Raw genomic sequence first — 20,080 nt, forward strand, 5'->3', positions numbered from 1 at the left:
TCATCCTCCTATCAATACGGTGGGGCAACCGGATACGATCACGCCGCCATGCGCGGTCATATCACCCATGCGGGCAGCGGGGCGCCCGCCAATAAGTACCGTGGCCGATCCTTTCACGATCGTGTCGGGCGGCCCTACACAGGTCAGCAGGTCGCCCAGCGCAGCGGCGGGCAGCATGCCTATCAGCACATTGGGCATCCCGGGCCCTACTATCGGGCCTCCCACATGCGGTACCGGCGGCAGGGCCGGCGTTACCAGGGGGCAGGTATGCATATCTGTTAGCCTGGCGGCTGGTTGTCCCATAATACGATGTATGATTTATGATGTAATTTCTTTCTTCAATTTATCATAACTGTCGCCCCCATCACCGTCATGACGCCCCCGGTGGATACGGTGGCCGAACTGGCGCCGGTAGCGGACAGTGAGGCGGTGGCCGCGGTGGTGACATTGGTGCCGTTTACCGTCACATCTGCGGGAGAGGTGATGGTGACGCCGCCGGTCCCGCTCATCGTGATGGAGCCGGTAGCCTGTATGGATAAATTCGCCACACTGTTGATGTCCACACCGGAGGACGACATTTTAATGCTGTTTTGGTTCATATCCGTGATCTCAATAGCAGTGCCGGTATCCGTAAGGGTAATGGTATTGCCGCCGGGGGTAGCAATGGTGATGACCTTGTTCTGGTCGTCAAAGGTTACCTTCAACTGGCTTTTGGTATACAGCGCCTTGGTATAATTGTTATTATCCGCCTGCGTAACGGGCGGTGTTTTCCCTTTGCTGTACAAACTGCCGAGTATGACGGGAAAGCGGGGGTCATTTTCCACGAAGCCTACTACTACCTCATCCCCTATTTCCGGGTAAAAGATATCACCGGCGCCCGCAGTGGCATAAAAATTAGCGAGGCGCGCCCAGGTGCCGGTCTGCCCTTCCGCGGTGGAGGCCAGCTTTACCTGCACCCGGTATTCTGCACCGGGGTCCTGCGAGATGCTCACCACCTCTCCCAGTTGCAGTCCGCGGATAGCAGGCACCTGCCCGTTGGCCGGGTGATAGGAAAAGTTCTCCTTCTCAAAAATGGGCTTGCTGTCCAGCCCGAACCTGGCGGTGGTGGTCCACTGGCCATCCTGCATGGCATGGGTGACTGCCGTTACATAGGCGTTGCCATCAAAACGGGAGCCTACGCCGGAAAGCTGTATCAGCGTATCCGGCAGCACGGTAGCATTGCCCATGAAGGACACTTTTCCGCGCACCGCCTGCAATCGCATGCGCAGCAGGGTGCTGTTGGCCCAGGTCTGCAGCTCTGCCTGCGTAAGCGGCGAATTGGTGACCAGCTCCATCGGCGTTTGCTGCAGGGCGGATGCCAACTGCTGCGGCGCCGGGTTGCCCTGCCCGTTCAGCGAAGGCTCCGAAGCGGAGGAGGTAAGCATGGTAAGCGTTTGCGGGTCCCAGGCGGCGGCAGACAATGAAGACACCTGCCGCTCTGCGTTCAGCTCCGCGTGGAAGCTGTTAATGGACTGCCCGAACGTAACCGCCACTACCGGCGAACCGGATACCTGCGGCGGCCCTACCTTTACCTGCTCATTCACCAGCGTTACCAGGAAACCGTTGAAGTCCGCGCGCGCCAGCAGGAAATCCCAGTCTGTAGCGAACTTCTGGAACAGCAGCTCGTTCACGTCTGAAGTGGACTGCACGGAGGCGGACAGCCCGCTGTTGCTGACCAGGGCAGACATGATGGCGCTGTCCGTCTGGTTGGCGAACACCGCATCCTTTTTAGAGATGGTCATTTTCACGGCGCTGTGCTTGCAGGTGACCACCAGGCTGAAAGTGCCGTCCTCGTTGGCCTGTATGGACTGCTTTACCACAATGCCGGTAAACAACTGCTGGGCGGGCAGCACGCCATAACCGGCGGATATGGATACGGTTGCCCCCGGCACAAAATAATCGCTGTCGCTGGCCGGGAAATCCCCGATCACGCCGGTGGAAGCCTGGGCTACCGTACCATCCCTGATCACGATCTCCGCATAGGATATTTTATTCACTTCGTGATAAACCTGCACGGACACCAGCGGGAAAAGATCCTGCACGGCGCTCCCGTTAGCAGTAACGGTCACGCGCAATGTAGGGTCCTGCACATTTGTAGGTATCGTTGCCATGTATCACTTTTTTAAGGGCGGAAAATACAGTTCGTCGCCCGGCTTAATATCATGAATGCTGTCCAGCCCGTTTACCCGGGCCACTTCCATATAATGAAAGGGCTCCCCGTATATGCGGTAGGTCATCAGCGGCAGGGTATCGCCTGCCAGCACGGTGCGCACATGCGTAAGGTCCGGGGAGGAGGTCCTTCCCTCCTGCGTTTTGGTGGCCAGGGGCACGGATTCCGAAAGGCTGAGCTTTATGGAAGCGCGCAGGGCCGACCCGTCCGGGTTGAACAGGGTATACTTTACCGTTATATTCTTGCAAACACCGGTAAATACGGTCTTGCCCCAGGTAATGCGCAGGTAGTTGGGCCGGTGCACATTCCCCTGGTAATCGTATACAATGCTTTTTACCTGTTCTATATAAGCATCTACGGTAGACACGCCGGTAGGCAGGGGCACCACGCCGGTACCATCCGCCAGCAGCTCCAGCTCAAAATCGCCGGAGTCCATACGGGTGAATATTTCCGTAGGTGCGGATGCGCCCAGCGTTTCCGCCTGCTTGTAGGATATATTGTAGCTGAGCGAATAGGTCTCGGGATTGATGGCGGCCTGCACGGAGCCTATCAACCCGGTGGTGGCCGTAGGGTCCGAATAGCCTTGTATCAGTAATTTGGTCAATGCCATTCCTCACAACTTTATCTGACGGATAAGTTCTCTATGTTGCTGATCAGCTTTTCCATACACTCCCGCACCACCTTGTCTTTCAGCGCCTGCAACTCTTTTGCGCCCAGGTTGTTCCCGGCGGGGCGGGACGTATGCTCTTCAATATTCACTTTGATAACCAGCTCTCTTATTTCCAGCGGCATAGCTTATTTGGTTTGTTGAAAAAAATCATAGGCCAGCTCCAGCGTTTCTACAACGATGGCGCTGTCCTGCGCTTTGAAATCGGATACCTTCAGGGCTACGGGATAGGCGTTGGTAAAGCTCCAGGCCGCCAGTATGCTGCCGTCGCCATCCAGCAGGTTCACCGTTACGTTCTTCGGCGTAAAGGTGAACTCCGTGAGGGTGGTCTTCACCCACCGGATGAGGGACGAGCCGAAAAGCATACCGCGCTTCAGCACCAGGTTCTCATATTTAGGAGGGACGGGTAAACGGCGGGTAAACCGGTTCTCCCCTCCCTCCTTTATTTCCATCGGAGATATCTTTACCGAAAGGCCGCTTACCTCCTGGAAGCTGCCTTCGTTTGTGCCGCTAATCCCGCTCACCACTACACTGAAACGAAACCCTACCGGGGGATAATAAGACGACATGCTATAATATTTTTATACCGTTCCTGTCATGTTTAAGACTGTGCTACCAGCGCCAGTCCTTCGTGCGCCACTTCCATGGTCTCAATGGCCGGTTCGTTGGCGTCGGATTTCATGTCAGTTACCTGCACTTTTACGGGGAAGGCGTTCTTGAGCGTCCAGCTCATGGCCACCTGCTGGTTCTCGTCCAGCAGGCTGATGGTCACGCTGGTGCGCTTGATGGTGTTCATTTTAATACCGCCGTTGGTGCCCGCGTACAGTGTCCACAGGGTATTGTCGGTCTGGAAAGTACCTTTTTTGAAAGTGATGTTATTGAACTTCTGGATGCCGGGCATTTTCACGGTGGAGTACACGGGGCTGCTGCCGCCGCGGTATTCTATCACCTGTGTTTCGGAGGTAAGACCGGTCACTTCCTGGAATATGATTTCAGTCTTGTCCCAAAGCACTTTAAAGGAAAAGCGGACCAAAGGCCATATGGCGGCCGACTGGGTAGAACCATCTGTTTTTAAATCTGCCATAGCGAAATATTTAAAGGTCTAGTAATAAAAGTGTCTTAATGTGCGCATTAGCTTTGCTGCATCTGCTGCTGGAATGTGATCACGATGAACTCCGCCGGGCGGGTGAGCGCTACTTTCACGGTAACGAGCATCAGGCCGTCCAGGATGTCCTGGGGCGTCATGGTAGCGCCGAGGCCCACCTGTACGTCAAACGCCTGTGCAGGTGCAGCACCGGCCAGGGCGCCCTGTTTCCAGAGATTTTCCAGGAAGCTGCTGATCATGGTCTTGAGCGAGAGCCAGGTAGTGGCATCGTTCGGCTCAAACACATAGGTACGGGTAGCCAGCTTCACGGATTGTTCTATCATGATGAGGGTGCGCCTTACATTGATGTAACGCCAGTCCTGGCTGTTGCCGTCCAGTGTCCTGGCGCCCCATACCAGCGTGCCGATACCGGGGAAAGGCCGGATCACGTTGATGGATTTGCCGGCCATGATATCCACGTTCAGGCTTTTCTGCTCTTCGTTGGAGATATTGACAGCCGGTGCGTTTACGGCGCTTACGGACACATTGGCCGGGGCTTTCCATACGCCGCGGGAATTGTCTACCGTAGTGTAAATACCTGCCATGGCGGCGCTGGGGGGCAGCTCGTTCAGCAGCGCCCTGATCTCTTCCAGTACATGCGTATAGGTAGGGCTGGCCGCTTTCAGCGACTGGTGGAAATTCTTTTTGGTATGGCTGTCAGGGTCCGCATTCTCCTTGAACTTCTTCACGATGAGCGCGGCGGCCGGCTCGGGCAGCAGGGTTTCCAGGTCTACGGAAGCGTCCAGGTTCTCGAAGCTCACCTCATCGGGCAGCACGATGGCTGTTTTCAGCCAGGGATAATAGGCGGCGCCGTAGTTGAGGAAGTTCACACCTATCTTCTCCCGGAAAGCGCCTACTACCGCATCCGTGGTATCGGCAGGCAATTGCTTTACCAGGTCAAAGATGCCGAAGCGGCTCTGCATGGCGGCGCAGTGGTTCAGCACCTGGGTGTAGATGGAAGTGTAACAATCTTCTCCCAAAGCAATGGCGTCGGGCAGTACGATCAGCGTAGGCTCTGTTTCCTTTTCCAGGATGGTAAAGGCATTGGGCTTGCTGTCGGAGCCGATGAAATCATCTGCGCTGATGTCAAAACCATCGGGCGTGTCACCGTACTCGCCTACCGATAATATATAACAAACACTGCCGCCGTTTGCATAGAACAGCCGGATCGCGTTATACATATAAGCGGTATTCCTGTCATTGAGCTTGACAATGGTAGCCTTGCCATTGATGCGGAAGGTTTCCTGCTTTACTTTAGGGTCTGGTTCCGCCAGGGTGAATTTGGGTTTGAAGGCGCTGCCAAAGTGCTCCAGGTACTCGGCGAACGAGGTGATCCTGGTGGGCTTGTGCAGCAGGGACTTCCCGTTCCTTTCCGCTTTCTGGGTGTAGCCGATAAATACGGGCACGGCGGTGGCCACGGCGGTGATCGAACTTGGGAAGGCGTTCTTTTCTTCAATATAAACCCCGGGGGTCATTAATGTTGAAGCCATATCGTGTGATTTTTGAGATTAGTATAAAAATATTTCAGAGTATTCATTTCCTTGTTCGTACAATGCAGCGGCGGCATTGGACACCCTGCCTATTTCCGGCGCCGGCAAAGCGGCAATGACCACCTTGTAACGGGTGGTATCCAGGGTGGAATAATCCACCAGTTGAAAGGTCTGCACCGGCTCCCGGGCAAGGGGCAGCGCATTTTTGGATATCAGCACCGGCACGGTTTCGTTCCCCGGCAGGCTGATCATTACAGGCATGTCGAAGTGCCCGTTACCGTTAGTACCTATTACGGCCGGTCTGGCCAGCTCCCGAAGCTCCTTTCCCACCAGGAAATAGCACCAGCGCGTGGCTTTGGCGCTGAAGCTGATATGGTAGGCGGGCAGCAAGTGTTCATCCAGCAACAGCTCCAGCCGGCCAAAAGGCTTTACGAAGAACGTTTCCGCCAGCTCCGCCAGCGGGCGAAGGTCCTGCGCGGTCACCTGCTCTTCCTTATGCAGGGCAACCGGTACGGCGCGCTGCTGCGCATTGCTGAAATAGAAAAGGCTGCCGGCCAGGTTGCTGACGGCTACCTGTGTATAATTATAGAACAGCTCATCGTTCAGTACAAGATCAAAATCCAGGCGGATCTTTTCCTGCAGCAAAGTATCCCTGGTACGGCTGCGGCCGGCAGGCATGGCATCGTACAGTAACAGGAAGCCGTCCTGCCGCAGCTTCAGGATCAGGCCATGCTGCAGCAGGGATTCCGCGGTATGTGCAGGCACACGGATGCTGATTCCTTCATAGCCGTGGCCCGGGAAAAAAGAATGACGGTAAAATACTGCGGTCAGTATATCATATTTCACCTTTCTGTGTTGAATTATGTGCCTGGTCATGCAGGACCTACGCTACCTTCTGTACCGGTAACAACAGGCCTGTATTCCCTGATAATGGAATCGTCAAACGTAAGCATACGTACTTTATAAACTACGGAGGGCATATACTTGGCTCCGAGCGTAGTCCAGATGTTGTTGAGCTTATCTGCTCCGAGGCTCTCCATTTCAAAGATCAGTTTCCCGATCCTTGCATCCATAGCGGGCGTGTTAGCCCTGGTAAAAACGTTCTTGGATTGAAAGTGCGCTACCACAAAAGAAAGAAAGCGGAGGGCTTCCGGATAGTTATTGCTGCTGAAGTATGCGGAAAACAAAACATACAAATTGATATTGACCGCTGGAGCAGTGTTTGGAGTTGTAACGCCAACAGGGGTTCCGGCTGTGCTTTTACCAATTGTGTCTTTTTCAACATTCAACAGTGTTACTATGATCTTGTTCTCTCCCTGTATTGCAACGGACCCGTCCTGGTTGACAATACCGGACAAGATCGCTTTCTCTTCATTGGTTTGGAGCTTTCTTTTGAAACTGCTGTTAATCTCCTCTGTGATGCAGACTAAGGTTTCATAGATCATCAAATTTTTTATTTCTGTCTTCCGACAGATAGGTAAAGGTTAGATTATTATGTTTAAGTTTGTAAACCTGGTTAAGTTGAGTAATGGTTCTGCAGTCCTATTATCATTCCGGCACAATATAATTGGTTAAAAATTAAGATAAAAATTTTTATTTAAATTTTAATTCTCTATCTTCTATACAATTAAAACCTATGAGCCCCTCCCGAAAAATGACCTGTTGTCTTTTTGTGTTCCTTGCGCTCAACACATGCATTTCCTCTGTCTACAGCCAAAAAGTTCATATACCCGACAAGGTTAGTGCGCCAAAAGCGCCCAAGGCGCCGAAGCTGCCATCCGATACTGCCGTAAAGGCCAAGCTGGTAAAAAAGATCCTCAACGCTTTTAAATTCAGGAAAAACGCCCGGGCGCGCGAGCAGGAAAGGGTCATCGCCATCATCAACCAGATACTGGCGGACTCGCTGGTGGTCACCTCGCGCGACATACAACTGCTGAACCAGCAACTGGAAAAAACGGAGAACCAGCACTTTGATTCCCTGGTATCCCTGCTTAGCACCATGGGCTGCTGCGGCGTACCGCCGCCTCTGAAAGATACGCCCGTCCCTGCGCCGGCTGAAGACCCCGGCCCTGCTGCAGACAGCGGATCAGAAAACGATATCAACTCACTGGTCAATAAAATGCTGCCCATCCTGCAGCAAAAGAATGAACAGGCGCAATCGGAAAAAGCCAAACAGGAAAAGCTCAAACTGGTGAGAGCGGTGTATGGCCGGCCCGGCGACCAGAAAGACACCCTGCGCCTGGGCGACAGCCTGGGGGTGGAATATACCGTGAACCTTACGCAGAAAGCAAACGTAACCGGCATCCATCCCTACCAGATGGGCGACAAATACCTTAATTATAACTTCAGCGCGCTCACTACCTTCGGGTTCCTGGGCTACTCCGTAGATGGTCGCACCGGCCGCGTCCGCGCCAATTTCAAGGAAGCCCAACTGGATGCAGTTGCCGCCGCCCAGGCAGCGGGCTGTAATTTGCAATTGATCATATCCGACAAAAACACCAATAATATAACTGCGCTGTTACAACGGGATGATGCGCAACTGCTGCTGGCCGATACCCTGGGACACGTACTGCAGCAACGGCAGGCCAACGGCGTGACCATTTATTTCCGGGGGGTCAGCAAACAGCAGCGGCAGGCTTTCACCCAATTCATCAGTGACCTGCACAGCCACCTGCACAGCTTTGACCCTAAATATACGGTCAACGTGGTAATCCCTGCCTTTGACAAGGAGCTGGCTTACGATCTGCAGGCGCTGAACACGTCGGTCACGTTTTTCCTGATCGACTTTACACATGCCAGCGGACAAACAGCCGGCCCGCTGGCGCCGCTGAAAGGCAATCCCTCCCAATCCATCGACGCTACCGTTTCCCGCTACCTGCAGCGGGATATCCCGCCGGCGAAGTTTGTACTGATGATCCCCTATTACGGCGCGCTGTGGAAGAAAGGCGCCTACGGATCGCCGGACGGCTTTCTGGATTACATTCCCTACAACGAGATCCGGAAACGATATGATATTGACACCGCCGCCCTGTATGATGAGGCTATGGAATCTGCTTTCATAGAAATAAAAGATGCGGCCGGAGAAGTAAAAGAAGAGATCTGGTTTGACGATGCCAATACGCTGGGGCCCAAATACGATTATGTGCTGAGCAATGACCTGGGCGGTGTGGCCATCTGGACACTGGGCGCCGATGACGGCTACAGTGACCTGTGGAATGAGTTGGTAGATAAGTTTGTAGTAACGGACACCGTTTACCTCGACACGGTGCGGCTGATTGCCGCCGTTCCCCGTCCCCTCACTTTCTGGCAAAGCGTGATGCATGAGCTGAGGGTATACCGTCAACTCTTCAAAAACCCCTGCAGCGTGGGCATGGGATCTTATAAAGGCGATGAATATTTCAAATGGGCGGCTTATTTTTTCCTGGCCCTTACGCTGCTGACCGCCGTTTTATACGTGGCCGGCATCCGCTATAAAGGAGATGGGTGGAAACTGAAGAAGAAAGTGCTGATATTATTAATTGCGCAGCTTAACCTGCTGGTGATCACCAGCGCTATGGCCATCTTCCTCAACAAGGAGCTGCCCTGGCTGGGCATCACAAGCGGCGCCAACTGCAACGCCATGCCCTTGAACACCTTGCTGGGCATCCTCGCCATCGGCTTTGCGGTGGGCCTGGTGGCCACCCGCTTCCTGCTGCTACCCTTGCTAAAAAGGAATGAAGTGCCTTAGTGTCATGTCAACCGTACTCACATTTTTTGCATTGCCAAGAACGAAAATGACGGCGGCTTACCCTACATCGTACAGTTGACATGACACTAATCCAGCAAGCGGTCTATTTCCCACACATCATAATCGGGGCAGGCGCCGGCACGGGAAGCTACCAGCGCGCCCGCGGCATTGGCATAGGCCAGGCACTGCTCCGGCGTGCGCCCGTGTATCATGCTGCTGAGAAACCCGGCCAGGAAAGCATCGCCGCTGCCGATAGTATCCGCCACCTGCACCCGGAAACCGGGGTGGTAATAAAAGCGGTCGTTCATATACAGCAGGGCGCCATCCGCGCCCAGCGTTACTATAATGGTATGCGTATCATATTGCCGGGAAATGGCGCGCACCTTGTCCTCCCGGGCGGGAAAATCGCCCAGCCAACTGCTGATCAGCTCCAGCTCCGCGCCGTTCAGCTTTAGAACATGGCAATGCTGCAGGAGCAGGGAGATGCCTTCGCGGGTATAATGCGGCGCCCGCAGGTTGATGTCCAGCACTTTCTTCACACCGTACTCCAGGGCTTTGTGCAGGGTATTACGGGATACCTCGTGCCGGGTAGCCAGGCTGCCGAACACCAGGTACTCCGCCTGCCGCAGCAGCCCGTCCAGTGCAGGCTGCCATTCAATGAAATCCCAGGCGGCAGGGAACAATATATTGTACTGCACATCGTGGTCGCTGATGGGCTGGGCCAGCACCCTGCCGGTAGGCTGTGCCGCATCCTGCTGCACGTAGGCCGTGGTGAGCCCATGCCTGCGCAGCAGCGCCAGCAGTCGCTCTCCATAATTATCCTTCCCTACTTTTGAAATGACCGCTACCTGCGGGGACAGTTTCTGCAGGTGGTAGGCTGCATTCATAGGAGCGCCGCCGGGTAGCTCCATATCCGGGAGAATATCCCAGAGCATTTCACCGAAGCATATAATATTATACATGCCTGTGAAGATAAAAAAAATCTGCGCACGGCTGTTTCCAGGAATGACAGTACATTTGTACTGCTTCAAATCTGTTTAACGCCAAAAAAACTGATCATCATGACTACACAAGCAACCACCATGACCACGCAGGAAATTGCCAACCGCCTCGCGGAGCTCTGCCGCAAGGGCGATTATGAAACCGCGCAAAAGGAATTGTACGCGGAAGACGCCGTCAGCATTGAACCGTATGCCACCCCGGAATTTGAAAAGGAAACCAAAGGGCTGCAGGCCATTATTGAAAAAGGCCAGAAGTGGAGCGCTATGGTAGAGGAAGTACACGGGGGCGACGTATCCGAGCCTTTGGTAGCGGACAACAGCTTTGCGCTTATCATGACAATGGACCTTACCATGAAGGGAATGGGGCGCATGAAAATGAGCGAGCTGTGCGTATACCAGGTAAAGGACGGCAAGGTTGTTTCAGAGCAGTTTTTTATGTAATTACCTACCGCTGTTCCGCAGGCACGGAACAGCGGTATTATGCAGCCTTTTGTTCTATTCCCAATATTGACCCAAAAACGTGCAATCTGAAAGTTATACTTTCAATTATCCAATATTTTTGGTATTTTTACAGATATTTGAAAGTACAACCTTCTAAATACGACAAATGATACCCCGCGATCTTGAAGATAAATTGCACAATGCTTTAAAAAATATGCCTGTCGTTGCACTTGTAGGCCCAAGGCAAGTAGGCAAAACAACTCTTGCCCTTCAAATAGTGCAGGATAATATTCGTAAAAAGTCCTCCTACCTTGATCTTGAACTGGACACAGACCTGAGCAAACTGAGCGACACGGAAGGCTATTTGAAACTTTTCAAGAATCAGCTTCTTATCATTGACGAAGTACAACGGAAACCGGATCTCTTCCGGGTGCTGCGTGGTTTGGTTGACATTCGCAAACGCGCCGGGGAAAAAGCAGGACAATTTCTCCTGCTTGGTTCGGCTTCACGCGACTTGCTCCAGCAATCTTCCGAAACGCTTGCAGGCAGAATCCGGTACCTGGAATTAAGTCCGTTTTCGGTGATGGAAACCTATAAAAATGATCCACTTGGTTTCAATCCGCTGAAATTATGGTTCAGAGGCGGATTTCCCGACAGCTACCTGGCAACAACTGATGATGAGAGTTGGGAATGGCGCAGTGATTTTATTTCTTCCTATGTAGAACGCGACATTCCCCTTATGGGGCCACAGGTCTCCGCAACCAGGATGAAAACTTTCTGGTCAATGCTGGCGCATTATCATGGTCAGCAGATCGTTCTGTCCGAAATAGGCAAGAGCCTGGAGGTATCTCATACCACTATACGATCTTACTTAGATATCCTAACCGATTTTTATATGGTCAGGCAGGTACAGCCCTGGGCGGGAAATACTAAAAAAAGGCTGATCAAATCTCCTAAAATCTACCTGCGTGATACGGGTATCCTGCACAAACTTCTGAACATCTCTGATTTCGATAGTTTACTTGGTCATCCCGTTGTGGGGGCTAGCTGGGAAGGCTTTGTTGCCGAAAACATTATTGTCAACCTGTCAAATAAATGGCGGTATAGTTACTATCGTACAACAACACAAACGGAAATCGACCTGGTGCTGGAAGGGCCGGGTAGCCAGGTCTGGGCCATTGAAATTAAACGGTCCGCCGCTCCCACAATCAGGAAAACATTTCACACCGCCTGCGAAGATATTGGCGCGACACGAAAATTCGTAGTATATTCAGGGATGGAACGTTTTCCTATGCCTGAAAAAACAGAAGCCATAGGGCTTATCGACTTCCTGAAACTGATAAAAGCGCTTGACACACCTACAACGTAACTTTACTTTTCCCACTCCCATCCTTCACATACAGCACGGCCACTGCTGCCAGCAACATGAAAACACCGGCCATGGACAGCGCATAAATAGCCTGCCCGCCAAAGCAGTACTTCACGATCACGCCGCCCAGCAGGCCGTTCACGATCTGCGGGAAGGTAATGAAGAAGTTAAAGATGCCCATGTACACGCCCATTTTATGCACCGGCAACACGCTGGACAGCATGGCATAGGGCATGGATAAAATACTGCCCCAGGCCAGCCCTACGCCGATCATGGGATACACCAGCATGGCCGGCGTTTTTATGAAATACAACCACAGCAGGCATAGCCCGCCTGCTGACAAGGATAGCGCATGCGCTGTTTTGCGGCTCGTGGCGCGGGCCAGGGCTGGCAGGCATAAGGCGTATACGGCAGATACGCCGTTATAGATGCCAAACAAAATGCCTACCTGGTTGCCGGCATCTGCAAATCTTTCAGAAGAAGTATCGCCCGGCAGCACCTGGTATACATGCTGCGCAATAGCAGGCGTCGTGAACACCCACATGGAGAACAGGGCAAACCAGGAAAAGAACTGCACCAGGCCTAATTGCCGCATAGCGACCGGCATGGTGGAAAAATCCCTGAACACCGACAGGATACCCTTGGACGGTGCTGCCGCCTCCTCCCCTGCCGGGCTGAAACGGGCGCGCTCCTGCGGGGAGTATTCACGGGTGGTAATAATAGTCCAGCCAATAGCGCCGGCCAGTATGGCAGCCCCTATGTAAAAGGAAAGGATCACATTGTCCGGCACCTGGCCCGGAGGCGCTGTTTTGGGTACGCCTGCATACTCTGCTAAAATATATGGCAACCAGGAGCCGGCCACGGCACCCACGCCTATCAGGAACGTCTGTACGGAAAAACCGGTGCTGCGCTGCGCATCCGGCAGGTTGTCCGCCACCAGCGCACGGAAAGGTTCCATCGCTACGTTGATGGAAGCGTCCATCAGCATCAGCAGGCCCGCACCTATCAGTACCGGCGGCAACAAAACAGTAATGAGTCCCGCATTGGGCAGCAGCACCAGCGCCAGGGCAGTGCACAGCGCGCCCACCAGGAAATAAGGCTTGCGGCGGCCCAGCCGGTTCCAGGTACGATCGCTGTAGTGCCCGATAATGGGCTGCACGATCATGCCGGTAAGCGGCGCGGCCAGCCAGAACAGGGACAAGTGCTCCACATCAGCGCCAAAGGTTTGCAGGATACGGGAGGCATTCCCGTTCTGCAGGGCAAAACCAAATTGTATGCCCAGGAAACCAAAGCTCATGTTCCATATCTGCCGGAAATTCATCCGCTTCATGACTGAAGAATTAATAATTAATAATGAAGAATTAATAATTCTTGTAACAATAATGTTTAATTGAAACACCGGTGTTACGATTATTAACTATTAATTCTTCATTATTAATTCAGTTAAAATTAAACCATTATTGCCTCAATGCCTGCAACTGCGACTGTGCTTTTACCCCATACGCCTGTTCATACAAATATATGCGCAGCTCCTGGTCCCCATGATTGCATATCCGCACCCCCTGCCTGCTTACCTCCACTTTCAGCAATGCACCGCGGAAACGGACGTTAAAAGCAAAGGATTGCCATTTGGCGGGCAGGAAGGGAGCAAAATGCAGCTCGCCGTTGCGCACCCGCATCCCGGCAAATCCTTCCACCACGCTCATCCAGGTGCCAGCCATGGAAGTAATGTGCAGGCCGTCCTCGGTATCATTATTATAATCGTCCAGGTCCAGACGGGAAGTGCGCAGGTAAAATTCATAGGCCCGCTGCTCATCCCCCAACCTGGCGGCTATAATGGCGTGCACACAGGGAGAAAGCGAACTTTCATGCACCGTGCGCGGTTCATAAAAATCGAAATTCCGGCGCAGCGTGCCTTCATCAAAACGATCTTCCAGGAAGTATAATCCCTGCAGCACATCCGCCTGCTTGATAAAGCAGGAACGGAGTATGCGATCCCAGCTCCAGTGCTGGTTAAGCGGCCGCTGCGCAGGGTCCAGGTCTTTAGCCAGCACCTGCTCCTTATCCAGGTAACCGTCCTGCTGCAGGAAAATGCCCAGCGCTTTATCTTCCGGGTAACAGAGGTGACGGATAATGTGCTGCCACTGCACAGTCTCACCTTCCGTATGAAACTGTATGCGCGCCAGCAGCGCCGCATATTTTTCCGGCGCCTCCCGCTGCACCTGCTCCAGCGCCTCCAATGCATATTGCAGGCACCAGCCGGCCATGGTATTGGTATACCAGTTGTTGTTTACATTGTTCTCGTACTCATTGGGGCCGGTTACGCCCAGCATAACGTATTGCCGGCGGGCATCGCTCCAGCTCACACGCTGCGCCCAGAAACGCGCAATGGCCAGCAGCACCTCCAGGCCATAATCCGCCAGGTAGGCAGTATCGCCGGTATAACGGGTATAGTTGTAAATGGCGAAGGCAATGGCAGCATTGCGGTGTATCTCCTCAAAAGTGATCTCCCATTCGTTATGGCATTCCTCGCCGTTCATCGTCACCATGGGATACAGGGCAGCCCCGTTGCTGAAGCCCAGCTTGGCTGCGTTCTCAATCGCTTTGGGCAGATGGCGGTAACGGTACAGCAGCAGGTTACGCGCTACTTGGGGGCCGGCTGTCGCCAGGTAAAAGGGAATACAATACGCTTCCGTGTCCCAGTAGGCGGCGCCGCCGTACTTCTCGCCGGTAAAGCCTTTGGGGCCTATGTTCAGGCGTGCGTCCTCACCGGTGTAGGTCTGGTGGAGCTGGAAGATGTTAAAACGAATGCCCTGCTGGGCTGCGGCATCCCCCTCGATCACGATATCGCTTTCCTCCCACTTGGCCGCCCAGGCGGCCGCCTGCGCTTCCAGCATGCGGTCAAAACCTTTGGCGAAACAGCTTTCCACCAGTTCCCTGCAGGCGTCCGGCAGGGTTTCCCGGGGATGGTTCTCTGAGGACAGGTTGGCGGCAAATTTCTCTATCGTCACTTCCTGCCCTGCTGTAACGGGCACCACTATACGCCCTGCCACATACTTTTCGGCCTCCACCGGCAGCACCGGTTCCGCTACCGGTTCGCCCTCGCAATACACCCGGAACTGCTGGCCGGTACATACATCAAAGCCCGTTTTTTTGGTGCGCAGCGTCAGGTAGGCGCTGCAGCCGCTTGTCCGGCGCTGTACCTCCTCCCAGAACTTTTCATCGTAATTGGCGTCCTGGTTCTTTACATCCCCGTCTATGAAAGGCGTAATGTCCAGTTGCCCGTCAAAGTTCAGGGGGGTAATGCGGTAACGGATAGCGCCCGCTTCATCGTCTACAATGCTGCAGAAGCGCTGCGCATGCACCTGCACTTTTTTACCGCTGCCAAGCGTAGCGGTGAAGGAACGTTCCAGGTAGCCGGCTTTCATGTTGAGCACCCGCCTGAAGCCGCTGACCTGGCAGGTGGCCAGGTCCAGCACTTCATCGCCAATGCGTATGTCGATGCCTATCCAGTTGGCGGCATTCAGTACTTTTGCGAAATACTCGGGGTAACCGTTCTTCCACCACCCCACGCGGGTCTTATCGGGATAGTAAACGCCTGCCACATAATTGCCGAGCAGGCTTTCGCCGGAATAAGCTTCTTCAAAATTTGCCCGCTGGCCCATGCGGCCGTTACCGATGCTGAAGATGCTTTCAGACACCTTATTAACGTGGGGATCGAAGCCCTCTTCGATAATGTTCCATTCATCCACTTTGATGTAGTGCTTCATATAGGTTGCTCACTTTTAGCTGTTGGCTGTTAACGTTTGGAGTTTTGCGATGGTCATATCCTGCAAGCCAGGCAGTACAGCATCGGCTCCCGTAAGCACAGCCGCATCCCCGATGCCGATCACTTTCATGCCGGCCGCCCTGGCAGCGGCAATGCCAGCAATGGCATCTTCAAATATCATGCAATGCGCAGGCGCAATGCCCAGCTTTGCCGCGCACTGCAGGAACACTTCCGGGTCCGGCTTGGAAGCGGATACGGTGTTGCCATCCACGATCACATCGAACAGGGGTAGCAACCCAGTCCTTTCCAGGATGATGCCCGCATTTTTACTGGCCGATCCCAGGGCGGTGCGGATGCCGACATCCTTTGCCTGCGCCAGCAGCTCTTTAGCGCCGGGCAGTATTTCATCCGGCGTCATGCGGCTGATCATTTCCACGTACCATTCATTCTTGCGGCCGGCCAGTTCCTTTTGCTCTGCAGGCGTTCGCTGCACGCCGCCCCATTCCAGTATCAGTTGCAGGGAACGTGCGCGGCTGATGCCTTTCAGCGCTTCGTTCTGCGCTTCCGTAAAATCAAATCCCAGTTCATTGGCCAGTCGTTTCCAGGCCCGGTAGTGGTACACTGCCGTGTCCACGATCACACCATCCAGGTCAAAAATGTATGCCTGTATCATTATTTAAAAAAGCTGTTAGTTTTTTAGCTCGAAAACCAGGGTGGTGAGCGCCGGCACCACTATCGTATCCGCAAGGACCTGTTCTTTGCCGGTAATAATGTCCACGGCCTTGCTGAAGCCCTGCGTCCTTTCCGTAAACCTGCCAGGCGGCAGGTGCTGCGCTTTGTCATTCCCGTTCATGATCACCATAACCGTTTCGCTGTCATCATAGCGAAAGTATACGTATACGCCGTTCTCCGGCACGTATTGCATCAGGCGCCCGGTTTGCAGCACGGTATGCTGTTTCCGGTAACCGGCCAGCTTCCGCAGGTAATCGAACATTTCATTCTCTGCGGGCGTGCGGCCGGCAGCGGTGAACTTGTTCACCGGATCGCCGGGCCAGCCCCCTTTAAAGTCCTCGCGCACCAGCCCGTCCGGGTTGCAGAAATTCTTCATTCCTATCTCCGCACCGTAATACAATTGCGGGATGCCGCGGGTGGTGAGCAGCCAGGCCAGGGCCAGCTTATACTTGTGCAGGTTCTCTCCTGCCACGGAGAAAAAGCGGCTCAGGTCATGGTTGTCCAGGAACACTACGTTGCGGGTAGCATCCTGGTACACAAAATCATTCGCCAGCGTATTGTACAATTCCGTTACGCCATCCTGCGCAGGCTTCTTCCCGTTTACCAGGTCCGAAATGGCCCAGAGACACTGGAAATCCGTAACACCCGGCAACGCTGTATCAAAGCCGCGGTTCAGGGTGTTGCCCTGTGTAAAAACGGCCTGGTTGGGCACGCCGTGCACAAAGGTCTCGCCAAAGAAAGTGAGCTGGGGGTATTCCGCCTTCATGGCCTCCGCCCATTCCTTCATATAACCGGCATCGTTATACCCATAGGTATCCAGCCGGAACCCGTCCACCCCGGCGTATTCTATCCACCAGATATGGCTTTGGGTAAAGTAGTTGCGCACATAGGGATTGTCCTGGTTCATATCCGGCATGTGGTAATCAAACCAGCCGTCGGTCATCAGCTTTTTGTCTATTGCTGCTGCATACGGATCGAACAGGGGCTGCTCCCTGAAATTGGACCGGGTAAATACCGGCCACTGGTGCACCCAGTCTTTGGAGGGAAGATCACGCATGGTCCAGTGCTGGCTGCCAATGTGGTTGTGCACCAGGTCCTGCACCATCTTCATGCCGCGTTTGTGCAACTCATCCACCAGGCGCTTATACAGCTCATTGCTGCCGTAGCGGCGGTCTATCTTATAATTTTCCGTAGCGGCGTACCCGTGGTAAGAGGCCGATGGCTGGTCGTTCTCCAGCACCGGGTTCAGCCAGAGGGCCGTTACGCCCAGGTCCTGCAGGTAATCCAGGTGATCTATAATGCCCTGCAGATCGCCGCCGTGGCGGTAGTACATGGAGTCGCGGTTCAGGGTGGTCTGCTGCATGCCTTTCACTATATCATTACCGGTGTCGCCGTTGGCAAAGCGGTCCGGCATGACCAGGTATATCAAGTCGGCGCTGGTCACGCCTTGTGCTTTGGCAGCCGTATTGCGGGCTTTCAGCTCGTAGGTATACTGCAGGTCTTTTGCTCCTTTCTTACTGAAACGGAGCTGGAAGCTGCCCGGTGCAACTGTGGCTGCAATGTCCAGGTCCAGGAAAAGATAGTTCGGGTTCTCCACCTTATGCACCTGCCGCAGCGTTACGCCGGGGTATTCCAGGGACACGCTGCGCTCCGCGATCTTGTCGCCATGCACGATGAGCTGCAGGAATGGCTGCTGCATGCCTGTCCACCAGAAGGCCGGCTCCACACGTTCCAGGGACGGCACCTGCGAGAAAGCGGGGAGTGTATAGTAGAGGCAGAGGAACGCTAATAAATAATGTTTCGGTTTCATTGGGTACTCGTTATAATGTGCAAATATGCAGATGTGCGAATGTGCAGATGTATTGGCGCGGTGCTTTTCATTTACTATTTGCACATCCGCACATTTGCACATCTGCACATTCAATAACCATTGTTCTGTTCCAGGTTCGGGTTAGCGGTCCTGTCTGTAGCCGGTATGGGATACAGCGTGCGGAAATCCTCCACGGCCTTTCCTTCCTTCACCCCGCCCTTCCAGGGCCACAGGTAGCTGCTGCCGGTAAATTTGCCGAAGCGGATCAGGTCCGTACGGCGATGCCCTTCCCAGAACAGCTCCCGGCCTCTTTCATTCAGCACCAGGTCCAGCGTGAGCTGTGCAGCGGTAATATTGCCATTGGTGTTGCCATAGGCACGCTCCCGGAGCGCGTTCACATATTGTACAGCGGTAGCGGTGCTCCCGCCGGCGCCTCCGCGTAGCACGGCCTCCGCATACATCAGGTATACATCTGCCAGGCGGAACATGGGATAGTCCGTATCCGGGAAGTCGCCGGTCTGGTCGGAACCATGCACACCGGCAGCGGTTACATTCCGGTACTTGGCAATGGCATAGCCATGCGTGAAATTGAAGATATCGTCTATCTCCAGTTGCTGGCCGTTGGTAAAGAACATGGCGCGCTTGTCCGTATTACCGCTGACGTCTGCAAAGAGATTTACAAATGCGCTGGTGGTGCGCAGGCCGGACCATCCGCCGTTAATGCCAAAGCTGGAGGCATCCATGTTGCCGCCTACCTGCGCATGCACCAGGTAGGTCATGCCGCCATAGGTTTTGGTGCGGATACCGTCAAACGTAATAGGAAAGATCAGCTCGGGCGAAGTGTTATTATCTGCCAGGAACAGTTTGCGGTATTCGTCTGACAGGCTATACCCGGCAGCGATCACCTTATTGCAGTAGGTGATGGCTTCCGTATACTTCGACTGGTTGATGTATACTTCCGCGTTCAGGTACAGCTTAGCCAGGAGGGTCCAGGCAGCGGCTTTATCCGCCCTGCCGTATTCATTCTGCCGGGCATCCACCAGGTCGTTCTCAATGGCGGTCAGCTCTGATTCAATATAAGCGAAGAGGTCCGCGCGGCTGATCTGCGGGGGCAGGAAGGAAGCGCTCACCTCATCGTTCTCGGTAGCGAAGGGCACATTGCCAAAAAGGTCCAGTGCATGCCAGTAAGCCAGCGCCCGCAGGAAACGGGCTTCTGCCCGGTAGTGCTTCGCTTCTTCGAGGTCGGCGCCGGTAATGCCATGGCCGTTCAGCTTATCATCGGTGGTTTCGCGGATAAATTCATTGCACACGGCAACCTCGTAATAGATACGGTCGTAGGTAGCCTTAATGAACTCATTGCCGGAGGTCCAGGTCATTTTATGGTAATCCGGCAGGGTGCCGTCGTTCCAGGAAATCACGGCTTCATCCGTGCACAGCTCCTGCGCCTGCCAGTACTGGCGGATGTAGTTGGAAAAGCCCTCGTCTATACCGGTCAGGTCCGGCTTGCCCGCAGGGCCCTGCTGGCCGCTAATGGCATAGCCGGCGTAGAGTTTGGCCAGTACGGATTTGTAATTACTGAAATCTTCATATACGCTGGCGGAGGTTTCGTCGTAAAAAGGCGTACGGTCCAGGTCCTTGGTGCAGGCGCCTAACAGCATGCTCATGCTCACACAGCCGGCCAGGAACCACTTATTGATATGTTGCTTTGTCATTTTTTCCGG

At 53.9% G+C, this 20,080-nt stretch carries 18 protein-coding genes; 3 read left to right on the forward strand and 15 right to left on the reverse strand.

What is annotated here, in order from left to right; genetic code table 11:
* Genes LX66_RS24260 through LX66_RS24295 form a run of 9 tightly spaced genes read right to left on the reverse strand, consistent with a single transcriptional unit; the run spans position 1 to position 6,955 of the window.
* On the reverse strand, positions 1–303 hold the full coding sequence (locus tag LX66_RS24260) for a PAAR domain-containing protein (RefSeq protein ID WP_145718255.1): 303 nt from the start codon (positions 301–303) through the stop codon (positions 1–3).
* Positions 304–338: 35 nt separating this feature from the next.
* Positions 339–2,150, reverse strand: coding sequence for a type VI secretion system tip protein VgrG (gene vgrG / locus LX66_RS24265; protein ID WP_145718257.1), 1,812 nt, complete (start codon positions 2,148–2,150; stop codon positions 339–341).
* Positions 2,151–2,153: 3 nt separating this feature from the next.
* Entirely contained in the window at positions 2,154–2,819 is a 666-nt protein-coding gene (locus LX66_RS24270) for a CIS tube protein (RefSeq protein WP_145718259.1), read from the reverse strand.
* 11 nt (positions 2,820–2,830) lie between these two features.
* Positions 2,831–3,001: a DUF5908 family protein gene (locus LX66_RS28230; protein ID WP_158642749.1), complete on the reverse strand. Its 171-nt coding sequence runs from the start codon at positions 2,999–3,001 to the stop codon at positions 2,831–2,833.
* Positions 3,002–3,004: 3 nt separating this feature from the next.
* Entirely contained in the window at positions 3,005–3,445 is a 441-nt protein-coding gene (locus LX66_RS24275; RefSeq protein WP_145718261.1) for a phage tail protein, read from the reverse strand.
* A gap of 32 nt (positions 3,446–3,477) precedes the next feature.
* Positions 3,478–3,960 carry a phage tail protein gene (locus LX66_RS24280; RefSeq protein ID WP_145718263.1) on the reverse strand — a complete coding sequence of 161 codons (483 nt, stop codon included), beginning with the start codon at positions 3,958–3,960 and terminating at the stop codon, positions 3,478–3,480.
* Between the two features lie 47 nt (positions 3,961–4,007).
* Complete coding sequence (locus LX66_RS24285) at positions 4,008–5,510, reverse strand: phage tail sheath family protein (protein ID WP_145718266.1); 1,503 nt, start codon at positions 5,508–5,510, stop codon at positions 4,008–4,010.
* A gap of 18 nt (positions 5,511–5,528) precedes the next feature.
* On the reverse strand, positions 5,529–6,356 hold the full coding sequence (locus tag LX66_RS24290) for a hypothetical protein (protein ID WP_145718268.1): 828 nt from the start codon (positions 6,354–6,356) through the stop codon (positions 5,529–5,531).
* Positions 6,357–6,382: 26 nt separating this feature from the next.
* On the reverse strand, positions 6,383–6,955 hold the full coding sequence (locus LX66_RS24295) for a DUF4255 domain-containing protein (protein ID WP_145718270.1): 573 nt from the start codon (positions 6,953–6,955) through the stop codon (positions 6,383–6,385).
* A 191-nt stretch (positions 6,956–7,146) separates the two neighbouring features.
* On the opposite strand from LX66_RS24295, the gene LX66_RS24300 reads away from it, so the two are divergent.
* Complete coding sequence (locus LX66_RS24300) at positions 7,147–9,237, forward strand: glycosyl hydrolase family 18 protein (protein ID WP_145718271.1); 2,091 nt, start codon at positions 7,147–7,149, stop codon at positions 9,235–9,237.
* 86 nt (positions 9,238–9,323) lie between these two features.
* On the opposite strand, the gene LX66_RS24305 is transcribed toward LX66_RS24300, so the two are convergent.
* Positions 9,324–10,199 carry a carbohydrate kinase family protein gene (locus tag LX66_RS24305; RefSeq protein WP_145718273.1) on the reverse strand — a complete coding sequence of 292 codons (876 nt, stop codon included), beginning with the start codon at positions 10,197–10,199 and terminating at the stop codon, positions 9,324–9,326.
* Between the two features lie 99 nt (positions 10,200–10,298).
* On the opposite strand from LX66_RS24305, the gene LX66_RS24310 reads away from it, so the two are divergent.
* Positions 10,299–10,679, forward strand: a complete 381-nt coding sequence (locus LX66_RS24310) for a nuclear transport factor 2 family protein (protein ID WP_244620498.1) — start codon at positions 10,299–10,301, stop codon at positions 10,677–10,679.
* A gap of 166 nt (positions 10,680–10,845) precedes the next feature.
* The gene (locus LX66_RS24315; protein ID WP_145718275.1) at positions 10,846–12,048 is read left to right on the forward strand and encodes an ATP-binding protein; all 1,203 of its coding nucleotides are present in this window, start codon (positions 10,846–10,848) and stop codon (positions 12,046–12,048) included.
* Here LX66_RS24315 and LX66_RS24320 read toward each other — a convergent pair.
* The 5 genes from LX66_RS24320 to LX66_RS24340 all read right to left on the reverse strand — a co-directional run bounded on the left by LX66_RS24320 (position 12,038) and on the right by LX66_RS24340 (position 20,071).
* On the reverse strand, positions 12,038–13,378 hold the full coding sequence (locus LX66_RS24320) for an MFS transporter (protein WP_211366501.1): 1,341 nt from the start codon (positions 13,376–13,378) through the stop codon (positions 12,038–12,040). The two genes, LX66_RS24315 and LX66_RS24320, sit on opposite strands and share 11 nt — an antisense overlap.
* 127 nt (positions 13,379–13,505) lie before the next feature.
* Positions 13,506–15,818 carry a glycoside hydrolase family 65 protein gene (locus tag LX66_RS24325; RefSeq protein ID WP_145718277.1) on the reverse strand — a complete coding sequence of 771 codons (2,313 nt, stop codon included), beginning with the start codon at positions 15,816–15,818 and terminating at the stop codon, positions 13,506–13,508.
* Between the two features lie 15 nt (positions 15,819–15,833).
* Complete coding sequence (pgmB, locus tag LX66_RS24330) at positions 15,834–16,490, reverse strand: beta-phosphoglucomutase (protein WP_145718279.1); 657 nt, start codon at positions 16,488–16,490, stop codon at positions 15,834–15,836.
* Between the two features lie 15 nt (positions 16,491–16,505).
* A complete protein-coding gene (locus LX66_RS24335) occupies positions 16,506–18,359 on the reverse strand; it encodes a glycoside hydrolase family 13 protein (RefSeq protein ID WP_145718281.1) in 1,854 nt (617 codons plus the stop codon).
* A gap of 110 nt (positions 18,360–18,469) precedes the next feature.
* The gene (locus LX66_RS24340) at positions 18,470–20,071 is read right to left on the reverse strand and encodes a RagB/SusD family nutrient uptake outer membrane protein (protein WP_145718283.1); all 1,602 of its coding nucleotides are present in this window, start codon (positions 20,069–20,071) and stop codon (positions 18,470–18,472) included.
* Between the last annotated feature and the right edge of the window lie 9 nt (positions 20,072–20,080).

Source organism: Chitinophaga japonensis (assembly GCF_007830125.1).
GTDB classification, from domain to species: domain Bacteria; phylum Bacteroidota; class Bacteroidia; order Chitinophagales; family Chitinophagaceae; genus Chitinophaga; species Chitinophaga japonensis.

Coding starts and splice junctions, on each gene's coding strand:
- LX66_RS24270 (WP_145718259.1), bottom strand. CDS start 2,819: ATGGCATTGACCAAATTACTGATACAAGGCTATTCGGACCCTACGGCC.
- pgmB (WP_145718279.1), bottom strand. CDS start 16,490: ATGATACAGGCATACATTTTTGACCTGGATGGTGTGATCGTGGACACG.
- LX66_RS24285 (WP_145718266.1), bottom strand. CDS start 5,510: ATGGCTTCAACATTAATGACCCCCGGGGTTTATATTGAAGAAAAGAAC.
- LX66_RS24280 (WP_145718263.1), bottom strand. CDS start 3,960: ATGGCAGATTTAAAAACAGATGGTTCTACCCAGTCGGCCGCCATATGG.
- LX66_RS24305 (WP_145718273.1), bottom strand. CDS start 10,199: ATGTATAATATTATATGCTTCGGTGAAATGCTCTGGGATATTCTCCCG.
- LX66_RS24335 (WP_145718281.1), bottom strand. CDS start 18,359: ATGAAACCGAAACATTATTTATTAGCGTTCCTCTGCCTCTACTATACA.
- LX66_RS24260 (WP_145718255.1), bottom strand. CDS start 303: ATGGGACAACCAGCCGCCAGGCTAACAGATATGCATACCTGCCCCCTG.
- LX66_RS24300 (WP_145718271.1), top strand. CDS start 7,147: ATGAGCCCCTCCCGAAAAATGACCTGTTGTCTTTTTGTGTTCCTTGCG.
- vgrG (WP_145718257.1), bottom strand. CDS start 2,150: ATGGCAACGATACCTACAAATGTGCAGGACCCTACATTGCGCGTGACC.
- LX66_RS28230 (WP_158642749.1), bottom strand. CDS start 3,001: ATGCCGCTGGAAATAAGAGAGCTGGTTATCAAAGTGAATATTGAAGAG.
- LX66_RS24320 (WP_211366501.1), bottom strand. CDS start 13,378: ATGAAGCGGATGAATTTCCGGCAGATATGGAACATGAGCTTTGGTTTC.
- LX66_RS24340 (WP_145718283.1), bottom strand. CDS start 20,071: ATGACAAAGCAACATATCAATAAGTGGTTCCTGGCCGGCTGTGTGAGC.
- LX66_RS24325 (WP_145718277.1), bottom strand. CDS start 15,818: ATGAAGCACTACATCAAAGTGGATGAATGGAACATTATCGAAGAGGGC.
- LX66_RS24275 (WP_145718261.1), bottom strand. CDS start 3,445: ATGTCGTCTTATTATCCCCCGGTAGGGTTTCGTTTCAGTGTAGTGGTG.
- LX66_RS24310 (WP_244620498.1), top strand. CDS start 10,299: ATGACTACACAAGCAACCACCATGACCACGCAGGAAATTGCCAACCGC.
- LX66_RS24295 (WP_145718270.1), bottom strand. CDS start 6,955: ATGATCTATGAAACCTTAGTCTGCATCACAGAGGAGATTAACAGCAGT.
- LX66_RS24315 (WP_145718275.1), top strand. CDS start 10,846: ATGATACCCCGCGATCTTGAAGATAAATTGCACAATGCTTTAAAAAAT.